16 protein-coding genes and 1 rRNA gene are annotated in these 19,688 nt (G+C 73.9%); 12 read left to right on the top strand and 5 right to left on the bottom strand.

Features of this window, described 5'->3' with window-relative positions; translation table 11 throughout:
• Positions 1-92: ribosomal RNA gene (rrf, locus tag ACIPPM_RS29145) — 5S ribosomal RNA — on the top strand; the annotation flags it as partial.
• 1,454 nt (positions 93-1,546) lie between these two features.
• Complete coding sequence (locus tag ACIPPM_RS29140) at positions 1,547-2,407, top strand: hypothetical protein (RefSeq protein ID WP_401453144.1); 861 nt, start codon at positions 1,547-1,549, stop codon at positions 2,405-2,407.
• Positions 2,408-2,572: 165 nt separating this feature from the next.
• Here ACIPPM_RS29140 and ACIPPM_RS29135 read toward each other — a convergent pair whose 3' ends face one another.
• Positions 2,573-3,856, bottom strand: a complete 1,284-nt coding sequence (locus tag ACIPPM_RS29135) for a DUF1015 family protein (protein ID WP_401453086.1) — start codon at positions 3,854-3,856, stop codon at positions 2,573-2,575.
• Positions 3,857-3,928: 72 nt separating this feature from the next.
• Between ACIPPM_RS29135 and ACIPPM_RS29130 the strand changes: the two genes are divergently transcribed.
• Genes ACIPPM_RS29130 through ACIPPM_RS29115 form a run of 4 tightly spaced genes read left to right on the top strand, consistent with a single transcriptional unit; the run spans position 3,929 to position 7,976 of the window.
• Positions 3,929-4,957: an HAD hydrolase-like protein gene (locus tag ACIPPM_RS29130; RefSeq protein WP_401453084.1), complete on the top strand. Its 1,029-nt coding sequence runs from the start codon at positions 3,929-3,931 to the stop codon at positions 4,955-4,957.
• A 57-nt stretch (positions 4,958-5,014) separates the two neighbouring features.
• Positions 5,015-6,058 carry a FecCD family ABC transporter permease gene (locus tag ACIPPM_RS29125; protein WP_401453082.1) on the top strand — a complete coding sequence of 348 codons (1,044 nt, stop codon included), beginning with the start codon at positions 5,015-5,017 and terminating at the stop codon, positions 6,056-6,058.
• Complete coding sequence (locus ACIPPM_RS29120; RefSeq protein WP_401453080.1) at positions 6,055-7,101, top strand: FecCD family ABC transporter permease; 1,047 nt, start codon at positions 6,055-6,057, stop codon at positions 7,099-7,101. Before ACIPPM_RS29125 ends, ACIPPM_RS29120 begins: the two co-directional genes overlap by 4 nt.
• Positions 7,098-7,976 (top strand): ABC transporter ATP-binding protein, encoded by an 879-nt coding sequence (locus ACIPPM_RS29115; RefSeq protein ID WP_401453078.1) that lies wholly within the window; start codon positions 7,098-7,100, stop codon positions 7,974-7,976. Before ACIPPM_RS29120 ends, ACIPPM_RS29115 begins: the two co-directional genes overlap by 4 nt.
• Here the strand turns inward: ACIPPM_RS29115 and ACIPPM_RS29110 are convergent.
• Positions 7,960-8,307 (bottom strand): sterol-binding protein, encoded by a 348-nt coding sequence (locus ACIPPM_RS29110; protein ID WP_401453076.1) that lies wholly within the window; start codon positions 8,305-8,307, stop codon positions 7,960-7,962. The genes ACIPPM_RS29115 and ACIPPM_RS29110 overlap by 17 nt on opposite strands.
• 42 nt (positions 8,308-8,349) lie before the next feature.
• Here ACIPPM_RS29110 and ACIPPM_RS29105 point away from each other — a divergent pair, with 42 nt between their 5' ends.
• The 6 genes from ACIPPM_RS29105 to ACIPPM_RS29080 all read left to right on the top strand — a co-directional run bounded on the left by ACIPPM_RS29105 (position 8,350) and on the right by ACIPPM_RS29080 (position 14,331).
• Complete coding sequence (locus ACIPPM_RS29105; protein WP_401453074.1) at positions 8,350-8,589, top strand: hypothetical protein; 240 nt, start codon at positions 8,350-8,352, stop codon at positions 8,587-8,589.
• A gap of 43 nt (positions 8,590-8,632) precedes the next feature.
• Positions 8,633-9,448, top strand: a complete 816-nt coding sequence (locus tag ACIPPM_RS29100) for a TlyA family RNA methyltransferase (RefSeq protein ID WP_401453072.1) — start codon at positions 8,633-8,635, stop codon at positions 9,446-9,448.
• A complete protein-coding gene (locus ACIPPM_RS29095; protein ID WP_401453070.1) occupies positions 9,445-10,380 on the top strand; it encodes an NAD kinase in 936 nt (311 codons plus the stop codon). Before ACIPPM_RS29100 ends, ACIPPM_RS29095 begins: the two co-directional genes overlap by 4 nt.
• 63 nt (positions 10,381-10,443) lie before the next feature.
• Positions 10,444-12,162, top strand: a complete 1,719-nt coding sequence (recN, locus tag ACIPPM_RS29090; RefSeq protein ID WP_401453142.1) for a DNA repair protein RecN — start codon at positions 10,444-10,446, stop codon at positions 12,160-12,162.
• A 3-nt stretch (positions 12,163-12,165) separates the two neighbouring features.
• Complete coding sequence (locus ACIPPM_RS29085; RefSeq protein ID WP_401453068.1) at positions 12,166-12,909, top strand: hypothetical protein; 744 nt, start codon at positions 12,166-12,168, stop codon at positions 12,907-12,909.
• A 285-nt stretch (positions 12,910-13,194) separates the two neighbouring features.
• Positions 13,195-14,331 carry a glycosyltransferase family 4 protein gene (locus ACIPPM_RS29080; protein WP_401453066.1) on the top strand — a complete coding sequence of 379 codons (1,137 nt, stop codon included), beginning with the start codon at positions 13,195-13,197 and terminating at the stop codon, positions 14,329-14,331.
• 10 nt (positions 14,332-14,341) lie between these two features.
• Here ACIPPM_RS29080 and ACIPPM_RS29075 read toward each other — a convergent pair whose 3' ends face one another.
• Genes ACIPPM_RS29075 through ACIPPM_RS29065 form a run of 3 tightly spaced genes read right to left on the bottom strand, consistent with a single transcriptional unit; the run spans position 14,342 to position 19,253 of the window.
• Positions 14,342-15,967: a PucR family transcriptional regulator gene (locus tag ACIPPM_RS29075; RefSeq protein ID WP_401453064.1), complete on the bottom strand. Its 1,626-nt coding sequence runs from the start codon at positions 15,965-15,967 to the stop codon at positions 14,342-14,344.
• Positions 15,968-16,016: 49 nt separating this feature from the next.
• On the bottom strand, positions 16,017-17,399 hold the full coding sequence (locus tag ACIPPM_RS29070; RefSeq protein WP_401453062.1) for an FAD-binding oxidoreductase: 1,383 nt from the start codon (positions 17,397-17,399) through the stop codon (positions 16,017-16,019).
• 51 nt (positions 17,400-17,450) lie between these two features.
• Complete coding sequence (locus ACIPPM_RS29065; protein ID WP_401453140.1) at positions 17,451-19,253, bottom strand: glycoside hydrolase family 15 protein; 1,803 nt, start codon at positions 19,251-19,253, stop codon at positions 17,451-17,453.
• Positions 19,254-19,688 lie beyond the last annotated feature (435 nt).

Raw genomic sequence — 19,688 nt, 5'->3', positions numbered from 1 at the left:
CGCCCGGTTACATATCGAACCCGGAAGCTAAGCCTCACAGCGCCGATGGTACTGCAGGGGGGACCCTGTGGGAGAGTAGGACGCCGCCGAACAATCTTTGGAGGACCCCTGGTCCCAGCGTTCAGCTGGGACCAGGGGTCCTTTTGTTTTTACAATGCTTGTGGTACCCGAAGACAGGAGTCACCCGATGTCCACCAACTCTCCCGACGACCGGCCGGAGCGCGATCAGCGGCGACGGGACGGTGGTGACCGCGGTGACCGTGGCGGCTACCGCGGTGGCCCGCGTCGGTCCAACGACCGTGGTGACGACCGCCGTGGCGGCGACCGTCCCCCCTTCCGCCGTGACGACCGTGGCGGCGACCGCCGTGACGACCGTGGCGGCGACCGTGGCGGCTTCCGCCGCGACGACCGTTCCGGTGACCGCTCCTCGTTCCGTCGCGACGACGACCGTGGTGGCGCCCGCCGTGACGATCGCGGTGGCGACCGTGGTGGGTTCCGCCGCGACGACCGTTCCGGCGACCGTCCGTCGTTCCGCCGGGACGACGACCGCCGTGGTGGCGACCGCCCCGCGTTCCGTCGTGACGACAGCCGTGGCGACTTCCGCCGCGACGACCGTGGTGGCGACCGTGGTGGGTTCCGCCGTGACGACCGCTCCGGTGACCGTCCCTCCTTCCGCCGCGATGACAACCGTGGTGGGGACCGTCCGGCCTTCCGTCGCGACGACGACCGTCGCGGTGGCGACCGCCCCTCGTTCCGTCGCGATGACAGCCGTGGTGACTTCCGCCGCGACGACCGTCGTGACGACCGCCGAGGCGACGACCGTGGCGGTTTCCGGGGCCGTGACGACAGCCGTGGTGGCGACCGTGGCGGCTTCCGCCGTGACGACCGTTCCGGCGACCGTCCCTCCTTCCGCCGCGACGAGCGTTCGGGCGACCGCCCGTCGTTCCGTCGTGACGACAGCCGTGGTGGCGACCGCCCCTCGTTCCGTCGCGACGACCGCTCCGGTGACCGTCCGGCCTTCCGTCGTGACGACAGCCGTGGCGACTTCCGCCGCGACGACCGTCGTGACGACCGGGGTGGCTTCCGCCGCGACGACCGGTCCGGCGACCGCCCGTCGTTCCGCCGTGATGACGATCGCCGTGGCGGGGACCGTCCGGCCTTCCGTCGGGACGAGCGCTCCGGCGACCGCCCGGCCTTCCGCCGCGACGACCGCCGTGACGACCGTCGGGATGACCGCCGTGGCGACGACCGTGGTGGCTTCCGGGGTCGCGATGACCGTGGTGGTGACCGTCCCCCCTTCCGTCGGGACGAGCGCTCCGGCGACCGTCCGGCCTTCCGCCGCGACGACAGCCGCGGTGGCGACCGTGGTGGCTTCCGGGGTCGCGATGACCGTGGCGGCGACCGGGGTGGTTTCCGGGGCCGTGACGACCGTGGCGCCCGGCCGGGCGAGCGCGGTGGGTACCGGGGCCGCGACGACCGTGGCGGCGACCGGGGTGGATACCGTGGCCGTGACGAGCGGGACCGTGACCGTGAGCCGATCAAGCGGCTGCCGATCCCCGAGGACGTCACCGGCGACGAGGTCGACAAGGACGTCCGCCAGGAGCTGCAGAGCCTCCCGAAGACGCTCGCGGAGGACGTCGCCAGGAACCTGGTGATGGTCGCCCGGCTCATCGACGAGGACCCCGAGGGTGCCTACGGCTACTCGCGGGTGGCCCTGCGTCTGGCGTCCCGTGTGGCCGCCGTGCGCGAGGCCGCCGGGTTCGCGGCGTACGCCACCCAGAAGTACAGCGAGGCCCTGGCCGAGTTCCGTGCCGCGCGTCGGATGACCGGTAACACCGAGCTGTGGCCCGTGATGGCCGACTGCGAGCGTGGGCTCGGGCGTCCGGAGAAGGCGCTGGACATGGCCGGTGCCCCCGAGGTGCAGAAGCTGGACAAGGCCGGCCAGGTCGAGATGCGGCTCGTCGCGGCCGGTGCCCGGCGTGACATGGACCAGCTGGACGCGGCCATCGTGACGCTCCAGAGCCCGGAGCTGGCCTCCAACTCCATCCAGCCCTGGACCGCCCGCCTGCGCTACGCCTACGCCGACGCCCTGCTGGCCGCCGGCCGGGAGACCGAGGCGCGGGAGTGGTTCGGCAAGGCTGTCGAGGCCGACCGGGACGGCAGCACGGACGCCTCCGACCGGCTCGCCGAGCTGGACGGTGTCGAGTTCGTCGACGCGATGGACGAGGACGACGCCGAGTCCGAGACCGTGGTGACGGTCGTGGTCGACGAGAACACCACGACCGACGACGAGCCCGAGGTCGAGGCGGCCGACGAGACCGACGAGTCGGAGGGCGATGAGCCGAAGGCCGCCGAGCCCAAGGTCGTCGAGGTCAAGGACACCACCGAGCGCCACACCGAGGACTGATCCTCGGCGCGCCGGAAGCACCTGAAGAAGGGCGGGACCCCAGCGGTCCCGCCCTTTTTTCATGCCCGGAGCCCGGAGCCCGGAGCCCGGAGCCCGGAGCCCGGAGCCCGGAGCCCGGAGCCCGGAGCCCGGAACCCGGAGCCCGGAGCCCGTAGAACCCCCGCCTCAGATGTCCAGCACCCGCAGCACCAGCCCCGACGCGGGCTTCGGCCCGAAGGACGTCGACTTGCGGGGCATCGTCACGCCCTGGCGGGCCAGCTCGCGCACGACCTCCTCGCGTACCGGATGCAGGAGCACCGCCGTGCCGCCGCCGCGTTCCGCCTTGCTGACCGTGGCCGCCGTGTCGTGGATGTACGCGATGTGCGCGGGGGAGTCCTCGGGGATGTGCCACACCTGGTCGAGGAGCACGCTGTGCAGGACCGTCGCGTCCAGGGTGCGCCAGGCGTCCGGGTGGCCGGAGGGGACCGCGCGGGCCAGCAGGTCCGGGTCGGGCCGGTCCAGCAGGTGGAAGTCGCCGTCACCGGCCAGCAGGAAGGCGTTGCCCTCGGCGGCCGCCTCGGCCAGCGCCTCCAGCGCCTCGGCGAGCGGGACCGCGAGCCGCCGTACCCGGAACAGGTCGCCCACCGCGGCGAGGGCGTCCGCCACCGGCAGGCCGTGCAGCAGGCGGTGGATGGCGCGGACGCGCAGCGGATAGCGGGCGGTGTCGACCAGCAGGACCAGGCCCTGGTCCCACGGGCCGGGGGAGGTCTGCTCGGCGCGGAGCAGGCGGTAGGTGGCCCAGCGGTGGTGGCCGTCGGCGATGAGGGCCTGGTGGTGGGCGAGGTCCTCGCGGACGAGGGCCAGCTCGGCGGGGTCGGTGAGGCCCCAGAGGCGGTGCCGTACGCCGTCCTCGGTGGTCGTCGTCAGCAGGGGCGGGAGTTTCGCCGTGCGCTCGACCGCCTCGGAGGTGGCGCCGTCGCCGCGGTAGGTCAGCAGCAGGGGCTCCAGGTTGGCGCGGGTGGCGCGCATCAGGCCCGCGCGGTCGGCGACCACCGGGTCCATCACGTCCTCGTGCGGGAGGACGACGCCCTCCTCCGGCTCCGAGACGCGCAGGGCACCGATGACACCGCGCTGGAGCAGGCCCTCCACGTCCTGCTGCTCGTACACGTACAGGGCGGGGACCGGGTCGGGGGCGAGGATGCCGGCGGCGAGCCAGCGGCGCAGGGTGTCGGCGGCCTGTTCGTTGCGCACGTCGGGCGTGTCGGCCTGGGGCAGGATCAGCCGGACGATGTTGTACGGGTCGGCGTCCTGGAGGTGGTGCAGGCCGTCCGGGCGTACCACCACGTCGTACGGCGGGGAGGTGACGGAGGCCAGACTGCCGACCCGTTCGGGGTCGTAACGAAGGCCGCGGAACGGGGTGAGTTCCAGACCTCGGGGCGCCGTTGCTTCCGAGTGACCTGCGATGTTCATCCCGGCATCGTACGTGCGCGAGCGCGTTGCGGGATGATCGGGGGAAAGAGCGTCGAACGAGGAGCGATACGGATGAGCCGGAGCGTCAGGACGAGCCCCGAGGGCAGCGAGCGGCCCCTGCACGAGGCGTACGACACGGCGCTGCTCGACCTGGACGGGGTGGTGTACGCGGGCGGTGAGGCCATCGCGCACGCCGTGGACTCGCTGGCCGACGCCCGCGCCGAGGGCATGCACCTCGCGTATGTCACCAACAACGCGCTGCGCACCCCGGACACCGTGGCGGACCATCTCACCGAGCTGGGCATACCGACCGGCGCCGACGACGTCATCACCTCCGCGCAGGCGGTGGCCCGGCTGATCAGCGAGCAGGTCCCGGCCGGGGCGAAGGTGCTGGTGATCGGCGGCGAGGGGCTGCGGGTGGCGCTGCGCGAGCGCGGGCTGACCCCGGTGGATTCGGCCGACGACGACCCGGCGGCCGTGGCGCAGGGATATGGCGGGCCGGACTTCGTGTGGGGGCGGTTCGCGGAGGCGTCGTACGCGGTGGCGCGCGGGGTGCCGTGGTTCGCGTCCAACACCGACCTGACCATCCCGAGCGGGCGGGGCATCGCACCGGGCAACGGCGCGGCCGTGGAGGTCGTCCGGATCGCCACCGGTGCCGAGCCGCAGGTGGCGGGCAAGCCGCTGCCCCCGATGCACAAGGAGACCATCCTGCGCACCGGCGCGAAGCGGCCGCTGGTGGTCGGGGACCGGCTGGACACCGACATCGAGGGCGCCCACAACGGCGAGGTCGACTCGCTGCTGGTGCTGACCGGCGTCACCGACGGCGCCCAGCTGCTCGCCGCCCCGCCGCAGCACCGGCCGACCTTCGTGGACGCCGATCTGCGCGGGCTGCTCACCGGGCAGCCGGAGGTGGCGAAGGAGGGCGAGGGCTTCCGCTGCGGGGGCTGGACCGCAACGGCGGGCTCCGGGCAGCTGGAGCTGTCGGGGGAGGGGTCTCCGCTGGACGGTCTGCGGGCACTGTGTGCGGCGGCCTGGGCGGCTGCCGGGGACGGCTCCTGCACGCTGGACGCGGAGAAGGCGCTGGCCAGGCTGGGTCTCTGAGGCTCCGCCAGCCGGGCGGGATCGAGATCAAATGCGAGGATAGGCTAACCTAACCGCGTGTTGGTCGAGAGTCCTCCGGAACAGCGCGCGGAAACCGCCCCCGCGCCCCCGAAGCGACGGCTGGTGCGTGCCCTCGGGCTGCTCCTGGCCGTCGTGCTGCTGGCGTTCGTCGCCGTGGCGAGTATCGGCGTCGGCGCCAAATCGCTGGCGCCGGACCTGATCTGGCACGGGCTGTTCCACGACAGCGGCACCTACGCCGACATCGTCGTCCGGGACCGGATCTCCCGGACCGTCCTCGGTCTGCTGGCCGGGGCCGCGTTCGGGCTGTCCGGCTCGGTGCTCCAGGCGCTCACCCGCAACCCGCTGGCCGACCCCGGTCTGCTCGGCATCAACGCGGGCGCCTCCGCGGCCGTCGTCACCGCCATCACCTTCTTCGGCGTGACCTCGCTGAGCGGTTACGTCTGGTTCGCGTTCGCCGGTGCGGCCGCCGTGGGCGCGCTGGTGTGGTTCCTCGGGGGCAGCCGGGGCGCCACCCCGGTACGGCTCGCGCTGGCCGGTACCGCGATCGGGGCCGCGCTGTACGGGTACCTCCAGGCCGTCATGATCATGGACGACGAGGCGCTGTCCCGGATGCGCTTCTGGACGGTCGGCTCGCTGGACTCCGCGAACGACCGGACCATCGTCCAGGTGCTGCCGTTCCTGGTGGCCGGGATGGTCCTCTCGCTCGCCCTGGCCCGGCCGCTGAACGCCATGGAGATGGGCGACGACACCGCCCGCGCGCTCGGCGCCCACCTCAACCGCACGCGTGCGCTGGCCATGCTCGCAGCGACCGTGTTGTGCGGCGCCGCGACCGCCGCCTGCGGCCCGATCATGTTCGTCGGCCTGATGGTGCCGCACGTGGTGCGCTCCTTCACCGGGCCCGACCTGCGCTGGATTCTTCCGTACGCCGCCGTGCTGTCGCCCGTGCTGCTGCTCGGCGCCGACATCATCGGCCGACTCGTGGCCCGGCCCGCCGAGATCCAGGTCGGCATCATCACCGCGCTCATCGGCGGCCCGGTCTTCATCTTTCTCGTACGACGGCGGAGGACGGCCCAGCTGTGAAGACACTCTCCCGGAGCCGTGCGGTACGCACCCCCGGCGGGCTCTCGCTGCGCCTGGACCCCCGCTCCCTCATCGTCGTCGTCGCCCTGCTGATCGCCGTGCTCGCCGCCGGTGTGGCGCTGATCGGCACCGGCGACGCCCACATCCCCGCCATGGACGTGCTGCGAACCCTCGTCGGGAACGGCAACGCGTACCAGGACTTCATCGTCAACGAGCTGCGGCTGCCCCGGCTGCTGGTCGGGCTGCTGGTCGGCGCGTCGCTGGGGCTCGGCGGGGCGCTGTTCCAGTCGATCTCCCGCAACCCGCTCGGCAGCCCCGACGTGCTCGGCCTCTCCCAGGGCTCGACCGCGGGCGCCCTGGTCATGATCGTGCTGTTCTCCGGCAGTGCCACCGCCGTCACCGTGGGCGCGCTGGTCGGTGGCCTGGTCACCGGCATCGGCATCTACCTGCTCGCCTGGAAGCAGGGGGTGCACGGCTACCGGCTCGTCCTGGTCGGCATCGGCGTCTCCGCCGTCCTCACCGCCGTCAACGGCTACCTGATCACCAAGGCCGACATCGTCGACGCCGCGCGTGCCGTGGTGTGGATGACGGGGTCGCTCAGTGGCCGGGACTGGACCCAGGTCTGGCCGCTGCTGATCCTGTGCGCCGTCGTCGTCCCGCTGGTCCTCGCCAACGGGCGGGGCCTCAGGATGCTGGAGATGGGCGACGACGTGGCCCACGCCCTCGGCGTACGGGTGCACCGGGTGCGGCTGGTGCTGATGGTGAGCGCCGTGCTGCTCACCGCCGCCGCCACCGCCGCCGCGGGCCCCGTCGGCTTCGTCGCCCTCACCGCGCCGCAGCTCGCCCGCCGCCTGACCCGCTCGCCGGGCCCCAACCTCGTGCCGTCCCTGTGCATGGGCGCCGCCCTGCTGGTCACCGCCGACTGGATCTGCCAGCGCCTCTTCGGCGCCGACCAGCTGCCCGTCGGCGTGGTCACCGGCGTCGTCGGCGGCGCCTACCTGCTCTGGCTGCTGGTCGGCGAACGCCGGGCGGGCCGGGTATGAGCGCCGAAGCGAGCGGACCGAAGTCGAACATCCCTAGGAGCACCAGCACCGTGAACCGCCTGTCCGCCGAGAACGTCACCCTCGCCTACGAACAGCGCGTCATCGCCGAACGGCTGTCGGTGGAGATACCCGACAACTCCTTCACCGTCATCGTCGGCCCCAACGCGTGCGGCAAGTCCACCCTGCTGCGGGCGCTGTCCCGGATGCTGAAGCCGACCGACGGCCAGGTGCTGCTCGACGGGCAGGCCATCCACTCGCTGCCCGCCAAGAAGGTCGCTCGCACCCTCGGCCTGCTCCCGCAGTCCTCCATCGCGCCCGACGGCATCACCGTCGCCGACCTGGTCGGCAGGGGCCGCTACCCGCACCAGGGGCTGCTGCGCCAGTGGTCGGCCGAGGACGAGCGGGTCGTCCATGAGTCCATGGCGCAGACCGGCGTCTCCGAACTCGCCGAGCGCTACGTGGACGAACTCTCCGGCGGCCAGCGCCAGCGCGTCTGGATCGCCATGGCCCTCGCCCAGCAGACCCCGCTGCTGCTCCTGGACGAGCCGACCACCTACCTCGACATCCAGCACCAGATCGACGTCCTCGACCTCTGCGCCGAACTGCACGAGACACAGGGGCGCACCCTGGTCGCCGTCCTGCACGACCTCAACCACGCGGCGCGCTACGCCACGCACCTCATCGCGCTGCGCGGCGGCGAGGTCGTCGCCGAGGGCGCCCCGAACGAGATCGTCACCGCCGACCTGGTCGAGCGGGTCTTCGGGCTGCGCTGCCAGGTCATCGACGACCCCGAGACCGGCACCCCGCTGGTCGTGCCCGCCGCCCGCAAGGCGCGGACGGCATCTCGGGCCGACGGGGTCACAGCAGCTTCCTGAGCCGGAACAGGTCCATCAGACCCGCCTCCAGCTTGACCCGGCCCGAACCCCAGGCGGACGCGAAGTTCAGCCCGCCGTCCACCAGGGCCACCAGGTCGTCCCCGGCCAGCGCCAGCCGGATCTGGGCCCGCTCCCTCGGCGGGCCCGGCAGGGTCTCGGCCACCTCGATCCGGCCGTCTCTCATGCGGCCGGCGAAGGTGACGTCCAGGTCGGTGACATGGCAGCTCACCGAGCGGTCCAGCGCGGCGGCCGCGCCGGCGTCGCCCTCGGCGGCGCTCATGCTGTCCGAAAGCTTCTCCAGTGCCGTACGGCACTCCTCGATAGTCGCCATCGCGCACGACGGTACCCCAGCCGTTCGCGGTAGCGTCTGGGCATGAGCGAGTCCGCGCCCGAGTCCGCGTCCCAGGCCGAGGCCGTCAGCCCCGCCGCCCCGGCGCCCCTGGCCGTCCCCCGCACCCCCACCGGGGACGCCGGGGTCGACGCCCGCCTGGCCCGGCTGACCGACGCCGACCACCTCCCCACCGACGGACACCTCGGCGTGTACGAGGATGTACACCGGGGGCTGCGTGACGCGCTGGACGCGCTCGACGCCCGCCCGGACACCAAGCACTGAAGCACCAAGAGCAACGAAGCACTGAGCAGGAGCTGAACCGAACGTGGCAGGAGTCGCACGCCGCCGTCTCGACGCGGAACTGGTCCGCCGCAAGCTGGCCCGCTCGCGCGAGCACGCCAGCCAGCTGATCGCCGCCGGACGGGTCACCGTCGGCAAGACCGTGGCGACCAAGCCGGCCACCCAGGTGGAGACCGCCGCCGCGATCGTGGTCCTGAAGGACGACACCGAGCCCGACTACGTCTCCCGCGGCGGCCACAAGCTCGCCGGTGCCTTCGCCGCCTTCGTCCCCCAGGGCCTGCTGGTCGAGGGGCGCCGCGCCCTGGACGCGGGCGCCTCCACCGGCGGCTTCACCGACGTCCTGCTGCGCGCGGGCGCCGCCCATGTCGTCGCCGTGGACGTCGGATACGGACAACTCGCCTGGTCCCTGCGGAACGATGAACGGGTCACCGTCAAGGACCGTACGAACGTACGCGAGTTGACGCTCGAGGGGATCGACGGGAAGCCGGTGGACCTGGTGGTGGGGGATCTGTCCTTCATCCCGCTGGGTCTGGTGCTGCCCGCCCTCAAGTCGTGCGTGACGCCGGACGCCGATCTGGTGATGATGGTCAAACCGCAGTTCGAGGTGGGTAAGGAACGGCTGGGCAGCGGGGGTGTCGTACGGAGTCCGCAGCTGCGGGCGGACGCCGTGCGCGGGGTGGCCGACAAGGCGTGGGAGCTGGGTCTCGGGGTGCGAGGAGTCACCGCGAGCCCGCTGCCGGGCCCGTCCGGCAACGTCGAGTACTTTCTCTGGCTGCGTGCCGGAGCGCCCGAGCTGAACCCGGCCGAGGTCGATCGTGCAGTGGCGGAGGGGCCGAGTTGACGAAGAACCGAGCGCGTACTGTTTTCCTGCTCGCCCACACCGGGCGTCCCGCGGCGATCCGCAGCGCGGAACTCGTGGTCAAGGGACTGCTGCAGTCCGGCATCGGGGTGCGGGTGCTGGAGGAGGAGGCGCGCGACCTGCCGCTGCCGGGGGAACCGGGAGGGCCGGGAGGGGTCGAACTCGTCAAGGAGGCGACACCGCAGTCACTCGACGGCTGCGAACTGCTCATCGTCCTCGGCGGTGACGGCACCCTGCTGCGCGGCGCCGAGTTCGCCCGCGCCTCCGGGGTGCCGATGCTCGGCGTCAACCTCGGCAGCGTCGGCTTCCTCGCCGAGGCCGAGCGGGACGACCTGGACCGGGTGGTGGACCGGGTGGTGGCCCGCTCCTACGAGGTCGAGGAGCGCATGACCATCGACGTGGTCGTGCACCGCAACGGCGACATCGTGCACACCGACTGGGCGCTGAACGAGGCGGCCGTGCAGAAGGTGTCCGCCGAGAAGATGCTCGAAGTGGTGCTGGAGATCGACGGCCGCCCGGTCACCGCCTTCGGCTGCGACGGCATCGTGCTGTCCACGCCCACCGGCTCCACCGCCTACGCGTTCTCCGCCGGGGGACCGGTGGTGTGGCCCGAGGTGGAGGCGCTGCTCATGGTGCCGATCAGCGCGCACGCCCTGTTCGCCAAGCCGCTGGTCACCTCCCCCGACTCGGTCCTCGCCGTCGAGGTGCTCCCGCACGTCCCGCCGGGCGTGCTGTGGTGCGACGGCCGCCGGACCATCGAGCTGCCGCCCGGCGCGCGGGTCGAGGTCCGGCGCGGCGCGGTACCGGTCCGGCTCGCCCGGCTGCACCACGCCTCCTTCACCGACCGGCTGGTGGCGAAGTTCGCCCTGCCGACCACCGGCTGGCGCGGCGCCCGGGACCACTCCTCGGAGTGACAGGGGCGGCCCATGTGCGCCGCGCGCCCCGGACCTCGTAAGGTCTGTTCCGTGTTGGAGGAGATGCGGATACGGTCGCTCGGGGTCATCGACGACGCCGTGGTCGAGCTGTCGCCGGGGTTCACCGCGGTCACCGGTGAGACCGGCGCGGGCAAGACCATGGTGGTCACCAGCCTGGGCCTGCTGCTCGGCGGGCGCGCCGACCCGGCGCTCGTACGGATCGGTGCGGGCAAGGCGGTGGTGGAGGGGCGGATCGCCCTGGCCGCCGGCGCCTCCGCCGTCGTACGCGCCGAGGAGGCCGGGGCCGAGCTGGACGACGGGGCCCTGCTGATCAGCCGTACCGTCTCCGCCGAGGGCCGCTCCCGCGCGCACCTCGGCGGGCGCAGCGTGCCCGTGGGGCTGCTCGCCGAGCTGGCCGACGAACTGGTGGCCGTGCACGGCCAGACCGACCAGCAGGGCCTGCTGAAGCTGTCCCGGCAGCGGCAGGCCCTGGACCGGTACGCGGGCGACGCCGTCTCCGGGCCGCTGGCCGCGTACACCGAGGCGTACCGGCGGCTGCGGGCCGTCGCCGTCGAGCTGGACGAGATCGTCACCCGCGCCCGCGAGCGCGCCCAGGAAGCCGACCTGCTGCGCTACGGCCTGGACGAGATCGCCGCCGTCGAGCCGCGCGCCGGGGAGGACACCGAACTCGCCGAGGAGGCGGACCGGCTCGGACACGCCGAGGCGCTGGCTGCCGCGGCCGCCGCCGCGCACGCCGCCCTCGCGGGCAATCCCGAGGACCCGGAGGGCATCGACGCCTCCACCCTGGTCGCGGGCGCCCACCGGGCACTGGAGGCGGTCCGCGCGCACGACCCGGCGCTGGCCGCGCTCACCGACCGGATCGGGGAGATCGGCGTCCTCCTCGCCGACGTCGCCGGTGAGCTGGCGGGATACGCCGACGACCTGGACGCCGACCCGCTGCGGCTGGCCGCCGTGGAGGAACGCCGGGCCGCGCTGACCGCGCTGACCCGCAAGTACGGCGAGGACATCGACGCCGTGCTCGCCTGGGGCGAGCAGGGTGCCGCGCGGCTGACCGAGCTGGACGGCGACGACGAGCGGATCGGTGAACTCACCGCCGAGCGCGACGCCCTGGGCGTCGAACTGGCCACGCTCGCCGAGGCGTTGACCAAGGCCCGGACGGAGGCCGCGGAGCGGTTCGCCGCCGCCGTCACCGCCGAACTCGCCTCGCTGGCGATGCCGCACGCCCGGGTCTCCTTCGACATCCGGCAGACCGAGGACCCCGACGGCATCGAGGCGGGCGGCCGCACGGTCGCCTACGGACCCACCGGCGTGGACGAGGTCGAGCTACTGCTCGCCCCGCACCCCGGCGCCCCGCCCCGGCCCATCGCCAAGGGCGCCTCCGGCGGTGAGCTGTCCCGCGTGATGCTCGCCGTGGAGGTCGTCTTCGCGGGCACCGACCCGGTGCCGACGTACCTCTTCGACGAGGTCGACGCCGGGGTCGGCGGCAAGGCGGCCGTGGAGATCGGGCGGCGGCTGGCGAAGCTCGCCCGCACCGCCCAGGTCGTCGTGGTCACCCACCTGCCGCAGGTCGCCGCGTTCGCCGACCGGCAGCTGCTGGTGGAGAAGACCAACGACGGCTCGGTCACCCGGTCCGGGGTGAAGGTCCTGGAGGGCGAGGACCGCGTCCGCGAGCTGTCCCGGATGCTGGCGGGCCAGGAGGACTCCGAGGCGGCCCGCGCCCACGCCGAGGAACTCCTCGCCACCGCCCGCGCGGAGGACTAGGGCGTGTCCCGTCTTGCCGCCCTGCTCACCTCCGCCGCGCTGACCCGGGGTCTGACGGCGGTACTCCGGAACCGCGCACCGGGGGGCCGCGCCCGCTGGGAGCGGAAGAACCACGCGGGCCGCACCGTCGACCTGTACGCCGGTCCCGCGAGCGCCGCCGCCACCGCGCTCGCCGCCGCACGGGTCCACCCGGCGGCCGGGCTCGCCGGGCTCGCCGCCGGCGCCTGCGGGGCGTACGACGACATCGCCGGTGCCGACGACCCGCGCCGGGGCTTCCGCGCCCACCTCGGCGCCCTGCGCACGGGCGAGGTCACCTCCGGCGCGGTCAAGCTGTTCGGCGTCTCCGCCGCCGCGCTGGCCGCCGGGACCCTGCTGAAGGAGCGGCCGCTCGACCGGCTGCTCGCGGGCGTCGTCATCGCGGGCGCCGCGCACACCGCCAACCTGCTCGACGTACGCCCCGGCCGCGCGGCGGGCGCCGTGCTCGCGCTCGCGCTGCCCGGCCTCGCCCGGCGCGGGCCGGGCGGCGCGCTGGCCGCCGTCGCGGCGGGCGGGGCCGCCGCCGTGCTGCCGGAGGACCTGGGGGAGCGGGCCATGCTCGGCGACACCGGCGCGCACGCCCTGGGCGCGGCGCTCGGCGTCGCCGCCGTGGCGGCCAACGGGCGCGCGGGCCTCCTCGTGCACGCCGCCGCCGTGGTCGCCGCCACCGTGCACGGGGACCGGGTCACCGCCTGGGCGCGCGCCCTGTGAGCCGCTGACCTCGCGGTACGCTCCCGACGCGGCTCCGCCGGGCCGACGGCCGCTCTCACTCGTACGGGTGAGATGCGCCGGCGCATTGCCACCGCGCGCGGCCTGGTGGGTGCGCCGGTATTTCCCGGAACAGCCGTACGTACTGGCATGCTTGACGCTGTGCCGCCTCCGGGCGGCGGCCCCACGCGGCCCGTCGTACCCCGCTTCCGCCGTTTCGCCGTTCGCTACCTTCTGTACGTCCCCCCATGACCGACCCACCGCCCCGAACCAGGAGCCCCGGCCTTCGTGAGCCCCGTGAGCAGCAACGCCCCGCACGGCCGGTCCGCGCTGCGCACCGTGCAGGTGCTCGGCGGCGGCAACACCGGGAGCAGCGCCCATGTGCGCTCGCTGGCCGAGGGGCTGGTCGCGCGGGGCGTGCGGGTCACCGTGTGCGCCCCGGCGGAGGCCGACCACGCCTACGACTTCCAGGGCACCGGCGCCGACCACGTGCCCGTGCCCCGCAGCAGCGACCCGGCGGCCGTGGCCCGGCTCCGGGCGGCCTGCGCCGACGCCGACCTGGTGCACGCGCACGGGCTGCACGCCTCCTTCCGCGCCGCGCTGGCCCTCGGCGGACGCACCACCCCGCTGGTCGTCACCTGGCACGACCGGGCGCACGCCGAGGGCGCGCGGGCGCACCTGCTGCGGCTGATGGAGCGGCGCGTGGCGCGGACCGCCGCCGTGGTCCTCGGCACCAGCTCCGCCCTGGTCGACCGGGCCCGCCGCACCGGCGCCCGCGACGCCCGGCTCGGCGCGATGGCCCTGCCCGGCCGCCCCCGGCCCGCCGCACCGGAGGACCCGGACCGGCCCTCGGCGAAGCTCCGCGCCGAACTCGGCGTCACCGACCGCCCGTTGCTCCTCGCCGTCGGCTCCCTCGACCGGCACCGGGGCTATGACGTGCTGCTGGACGCCGCCCGCGTCTGGGGCACCCTCGACCCGCAGCCGCTCACCCTCGTCGCCGGTGACGGTCCCCTCCGCCCCGAGCTGCAACAGCGCATCACCGAAGAGGAGTTGCCCGTCCAGCTGCTCGGCGTACGCGACGACGTCCCCGAGCTGCTCGCGGCCGCCGACCTCGCCCTGCTCACCAGCCGCTGGGAGTCCCGCCCCCTCCTCGCCCAGGAGGCCCTGCACGCCCGCGTCCCCCTGGTCGCCACCGCGGTCGGCGGCGTCCCGGACCTGGTCGGCGACGCCGCCGAACTCGTCCCCTACGGCGACCCGCGCGCCCTCGCGGACACCGTCACCCGTCTCCTCGCCGACCCCGCCCGCCGCGAGCAGCTCGCCGAGCGCGGCACCCGACAGGCGTCCGGCTGGCCGACCGAGGACGACACGATCGCGCAAGTCCTGAGCATCTACGACGAGTTGACCCAGCCGCTGGCGCTGCTCTAGCAGTCCTGCTCTAGTCCACGTGTCGCCGGGCCCGCAGGGCCAGGCTCAACGCCAGTACCGTCTGAGGGTCGTCGAGGTCGGAGTTCAGCAACTCACCGATGCGGGCCAGGCGGTTGTAGAGGGTCTGGCGGTTGAGGTGGAGTTCGCGGGCGGTCTCCGCCTTGCGGCCCGCGTGCGCGAGATACGTCTCCAGGGTGGGGAGCAACGGCGGCTTCGCACGGCGGTCGTGCTCACGCAGCGGCCCGAGCGCCCGGTCCACGAACGCCGCCAGGTCCGGGTGGTCGCGCAACCGCCACAGCAGCAGCTCGGTGTCCAGGCGGCGGGCGTCGTACCAGGGCTGGTCGGTCAGGCCCTGGGCGGCCGTCGCCGTCTCCGCCGTGTGCCGCAGCCCCGCCGAGGCAGCCGCCCAGCCGCCCGGCAGCCCCACCACCACGACCGGCGGCCGGGCCCCCGGCCGGACCATCCCGGCCCGCTCCGCGCCCGCCCGCAGCGCCGCCGCCACCCGGTCCGCGACCGGCGCCCGGTCGCCCGCCGAGCGCAGCCCCACCAGCACCGGCACCCGGCCCTCCACCGGCCGCACCCCCAGCAGCACCGGCACCCCCACCGACGCCAGTTCCTCCCCGACCGCCCGCGCCAGCACCGCCCAGCCGCCCGCCGGGGACAGCGCGTCCCCCACCCGCATCACCACCGGCAGCAGCGGGCCGTCACCCGGCCGGAACCCCAGCACCCGGGCCTGCGCCGGAGCGTCCCCGGCCCGCACCCGGCCCTCGGCGAGATCGGTCAGGAAGTCGCCCCGGCCACGCGCCGCCAGCTCCTCCTCCTGCCGGGCCTGCATCAGCACCACCGCCACGGTCCCCGCCACCCGCTCGGCCGCGATCCGGTGCACCGGCGCCAGCGGCGCCCCGACCGGCAGCAGCACCAGCCGCGCCCGCACCCCGCCCGCCCCCGCGCCACCGCCCGGCACATCGACCAGCAGCGCGCCCGACGGCGGCGGCTCCGCCCGGTGCGGACCGCGCAGCCCCTCCCACACCTGCAACGGGTCCGCGCCCTCGGGGCCCGGCCCGGCCGCGTACAGCAGGCGGCCGTCCGCCGTCTCCAGGAACACCGGGTTGGCGCAGAAGTCCGCCAGGATGGTGAGCAGTTGCGGCACCCCGCCCCCGCCGAGCAGCGCCTCCGTGCAGCGCCGGTGCACGTCCTCCGCCCGCTGGAGCAGCGCGTAGTGGCCGTTGACGATCTCGGTGTGGATCTCCTCGGTGACCGTCACGAACGGCACCTCGCGGTGCAGTTGCACCAGCGGCAGCCCCGTCGCCCGCGCGGTGTCCACCAGGGCGGCGGGCAGCCGGGTGAAACGCTGGCCCAGCTCCACCACCAGCGCGGCGATGTCCCGCTCGGCCAGGGTGCGCACGAACGCCCGCTGCTCGGCCGGGCGCGTGCCCAGCCCGTACCCGGTGGTCAGCAGCAGCTCGCCGCCCTTGAGCAGCTTGGCGATGTGCGGGACCTCGCCCGCGTGCACCCAGCGCACCACGCGCTCCAGCCGGTCCTCGCCCGCCAGGACCTCCGGGAGCCCGCCACGCAGTCCGGGCAGCTCCAGCGCCCGCCGCACGGTGATCCCGCCGCCCTCTGTCCCGGTGCCCATGGGCCGGACGCTACCCGTCTGACCTCGTGCGGAACAGTCGTGGCCCCCGCTACAGCGGCCGGATGTTGTGGTTGAAGCGGAAGACGTTGTCCGGGTCCCAGGCCCGCTTCACCTTCTCCAGCCGGAGCATGTTGCCGACACCCATTCCCGCGCCGACCCGCTCGGCGCCCTCGTCGCCGATGAAGTTCAGATACACGTCGCCGGTGCTCCACGGCTCGACCTCCGAGCGGACCTCCCGCACCCAGTCGATGGCGCGCTCGTCGTCGGCCGGGTCCTCCCAGATGGCGAAGGGGTGCGCCGACCAGGGGGCGTCCCGGTAGGGGATCGGGTAGTCGTGCGGCCCGGCCGCCAGCGCACCGCCCTGCGGGAACAGTATGTGCTGGGTGCCGGTCGGCACCGGCACCCGCTCGCCGAGGGAGCAGTAGACGTCCACCAGGTCGTCCGGCAGCCCGGTCAGATACTCGGCCGACCAGTAGTTCCGCAGCCCCGGCGGGTCGTCGATCATGCGCTGCGCGTCCGCGTACGGCAGCTCGGCGACCAGCTCACCCGCGGCGGGCAGCGCCAGCAGCGGCCCGATCAGATCCCGCAGCCCCGCCACACCGCCCGCGTACGTCACCAGCGCCCCGCACACCCGCCTGCCCACCAGCTCCTCGGGCACGAACTCCTCGGGCGGGCCGGTGATGTACAGCAGGGCCCCGCCCAGCCGGTCGGGTCCGGAGTCGATGGCCTCGCGGAACGCGCGCACCACTTCCGGGCCGTGCTCCGGCGGGTACAGCAGCAGGGCGACCGAGAACTCGGGCAGCTCGTGCAGGCCCAGGGTGAGTTCGGTGGCCACCCCGAAGTTGCCGCCCCCGCCGTGCAGCGCCCAGAACAGCTCGGGGTGCTCCTCGGGGTCCGCCCGCACCCGCTCGGCGTCGGCCGTCACCAGCTCCACGCCCCGGAGGTTGTCCACGGCGAGCCCGAAGGCGCGGTCCAGCCAGCCGGTGCCGCCGCCGAGCACGAACCCGCCGACCCCGGTGGTGGAGACCCGGCCCCCGGTGGTCGCCAGCCCGTACGGCGCGCAGGCCAGGTCCAGATCGCTCATCGTGGCCCCGCCCCCGACCCGCACCGTACGGGCCTCGGGGTCGACCTCCACCCCGTGCATCCGGCGTAGGTCCACCACCACCGCGCCGTCGCCCAGGGCGTTGCCCGCGACGCTGTGCCCGCCACCGCGCACGGCGACGGGCAGATCGAGATCACGGGCGAACCGGACCGTCCGCACCACGTCGGTGGCGTCCGCGCACTGGGCGATCACGGCCGGACGCCGGTCGATCATCGCGTTGAAGACGGCGCGGGCCTCGTCGTACCCCGCGTCGCCCGGCACGAACACCTCGCCGGTCAGCTCCGCACGCAGCGCGGCCAGCGCCGCACCCGCCTTCGAGAGGGAGGCCATGGCCGCCCCCTTCCACCTAGGGAGTGGTCCGGTTTCCAGCCTAGGCCGAGGTCAGCCCCCGTACGCCCCCGAAGCCGTCAGCCGCAGCGCGGTGTCGATGAGGGGGACGTGGCTGAACGCCTGGGGGAAGTTGCCGACCTGGCGCTGGAGGCGGGGGTCCCACTCCTCGGCGAGGAGGCCGAGGTCGTTGCGCAGGCCGAGGAGCTTCTCGAACAGCTTGCGGGCCTCGTCCACCCGGCCGATCATCGCCAGGTCGTCCGCCATCCAGAACGAGCAGGCCAGGAAGGCGCCCTCGTCACCGGGGAGGCCGTCCACGCCCGCGTCGTCGCCGTCGGTCGGGTAGCGCAGGATGAAGCCGTCGGAGGTGGACAGCTCGCGCTGGATCGCCTCGATGGTGCCGATGACCCGCTTGTCGTCCGGCGGCAGGAAGCCCATCTGCGGGATCAGCAGCAGGGAGGCGTCCAGCTCCTTGGAGCCGTAGTACTGGGTGAAGGTGTTGCGCTCCGGGTCGTAGCCCTTCTCGCAGACCTCGCGGTGGATCTCGTCGCGCAGTTCCTTCCAGCGCTCCAGCGGGCCTTCCGCGTCCCCGGACTCGATCAGCTTGATCGTGCGGTCCACGGCCACCCAGGCCATCACCTTGGAGTGCACGAACTGGCGACGCGGCCCGCGCACCTCCCAGATGCCCTCGTCCGGCTCCTGCCAGTGGTCCTCGAGGTAGCGGATCAGCTTGAGCTGGAGCACCGAGGCGTAGTCGTTGCGGGCCAGACCCGTCATGTGGCCCAGGTGCAGGGCCTCGATGACCTCGCCGTACACGTCCAGCTGGAGCTGGTCGGCGGCGCCGTTGCCCACCCGGACCGGGCGGGAGTTCTCGTACCCCGGCAGCCAGTCCAGCTCGGCCTCGCCCAGCTCACGCTCACCGGCGATGCCGTACATGATCTGCAGGTTCTCCGGGTCGCCCGCGACCGCGCGCAGCAGCCACTCGCGCCAGGCGCGGGCCTCGTCGCGGTAGCCGGTGCGCAGCAGCGAGGACAGGGTGATCGCCGCGTCCCTCAGCCAGGTGTAGCGGTAGTCCCAGTTGCGCACGCCCCCGATGTCCTCCGGCAGGGAGGTGGTGGGCGCGGCGACGATGCCGCCGGTGGGGGCGTAGGTGAGCGCCTTCAGCGTGATCAGCGAACGGATCACGGCCTCGCGGTAGGGGCCGTGGTACGTACACTGCTCGACCCACTCGCGCCAGAACTCCTCCGTCGCCTCCAGCGCCTGCTCCGGCTCGGGCAGCGGCGGCGCCTCCTTGTGCGAGGGCTGCCAGGAGATGGTGAACGCCACCCGCTCACCGGCCGAGACGGTGAAGTCGGAGTACGTCGTCAGGTCCTTGCCGTAGGTGTCGGCCTCGGTGTCGAACCACACCGAGTCGGGACCGGCGACGGCAACCGTGCGGTTGTCATACTTGTGCACCCACGGCACCACTCGGCCGTAGGAGAACCGCATCCGCAGCTCCGAGCGCATCGGCACCTCTCCGCTGAGGCCCTCCACGATCCGGATGATCTGCGGGGCGCCGTCACGCGGAGGCATGAAATCCGTCACCCGCACGGTGCCGCGCGGGGTGTCCCACTCCGACTCCAGGATGAGCGAGTCGCCCCGGTAGCTCCGCCGGGCCGCCGTGGGCGGGGCGGAGTCCGCCGCGTACGCCGGGCCGAGCCGCCAGAAGCCGTGCTCCTCGGTGCCCAGCAGTCCGGCGAAGACGGCGTGCGAGTCGAAGCGGGGCAGGCACAGCCAGTCCACCGTGCCGTCCCGGCAGACCAGGGCAGCGGTCTGCATGTCTCCGATGAGTGCGTAGTCTTCGATGCGCCCGGCCACGTGCAACTCCAGTCGAACGGCCACGTCACCCCCGCGCTAGGGGGTGATCGCCAGTGCGGTCAAGGGTGGTTGTCATACGTCGTTGAAGCGGTGAAGCAAAGCAGCCCGCGCGGCCCTGTGGCAAAACGGCGGTCCCTGCTCGACGAAACCGCCGACGACTGCCGTGCTCACGGTGGTCCGGGTTCTAAAGGCGGGGGTGTGCCGTCATCCCGGCCTGGCTCGGCAGCGAGTGTCCGAGCAGGATACGACGCACGTAGATGATCTGCGCGCCGCTCCGGGCAACCCGTGTGAGCCGAACGAGTGAGCGCGGGGTGAGGACTCCGTGACCACCGCCCGGACCGCCCCCCGCCCCCGCCGGACCCGCTCACCCGAGCCCGGCCGGCCGTGCACGGAGCGTGGCCGGACGCCGACTCCTCCGGGCGCTGATACCCTGGT

The sequence above is a fragment of the Streptomyces sp. NPDC090119 genome (assembly GCF_044747085.1).
GTDB lineage: Bacteria > Actinomycetota > Actinomycetes > Streptomycetales > Streptomycetaceae > Streptomyces.
The sequence above is the reverse complement of the archived record's forward strand: the minus strand, read 5'-3'. Positions and strand labels throughout refer to the sequence as shown.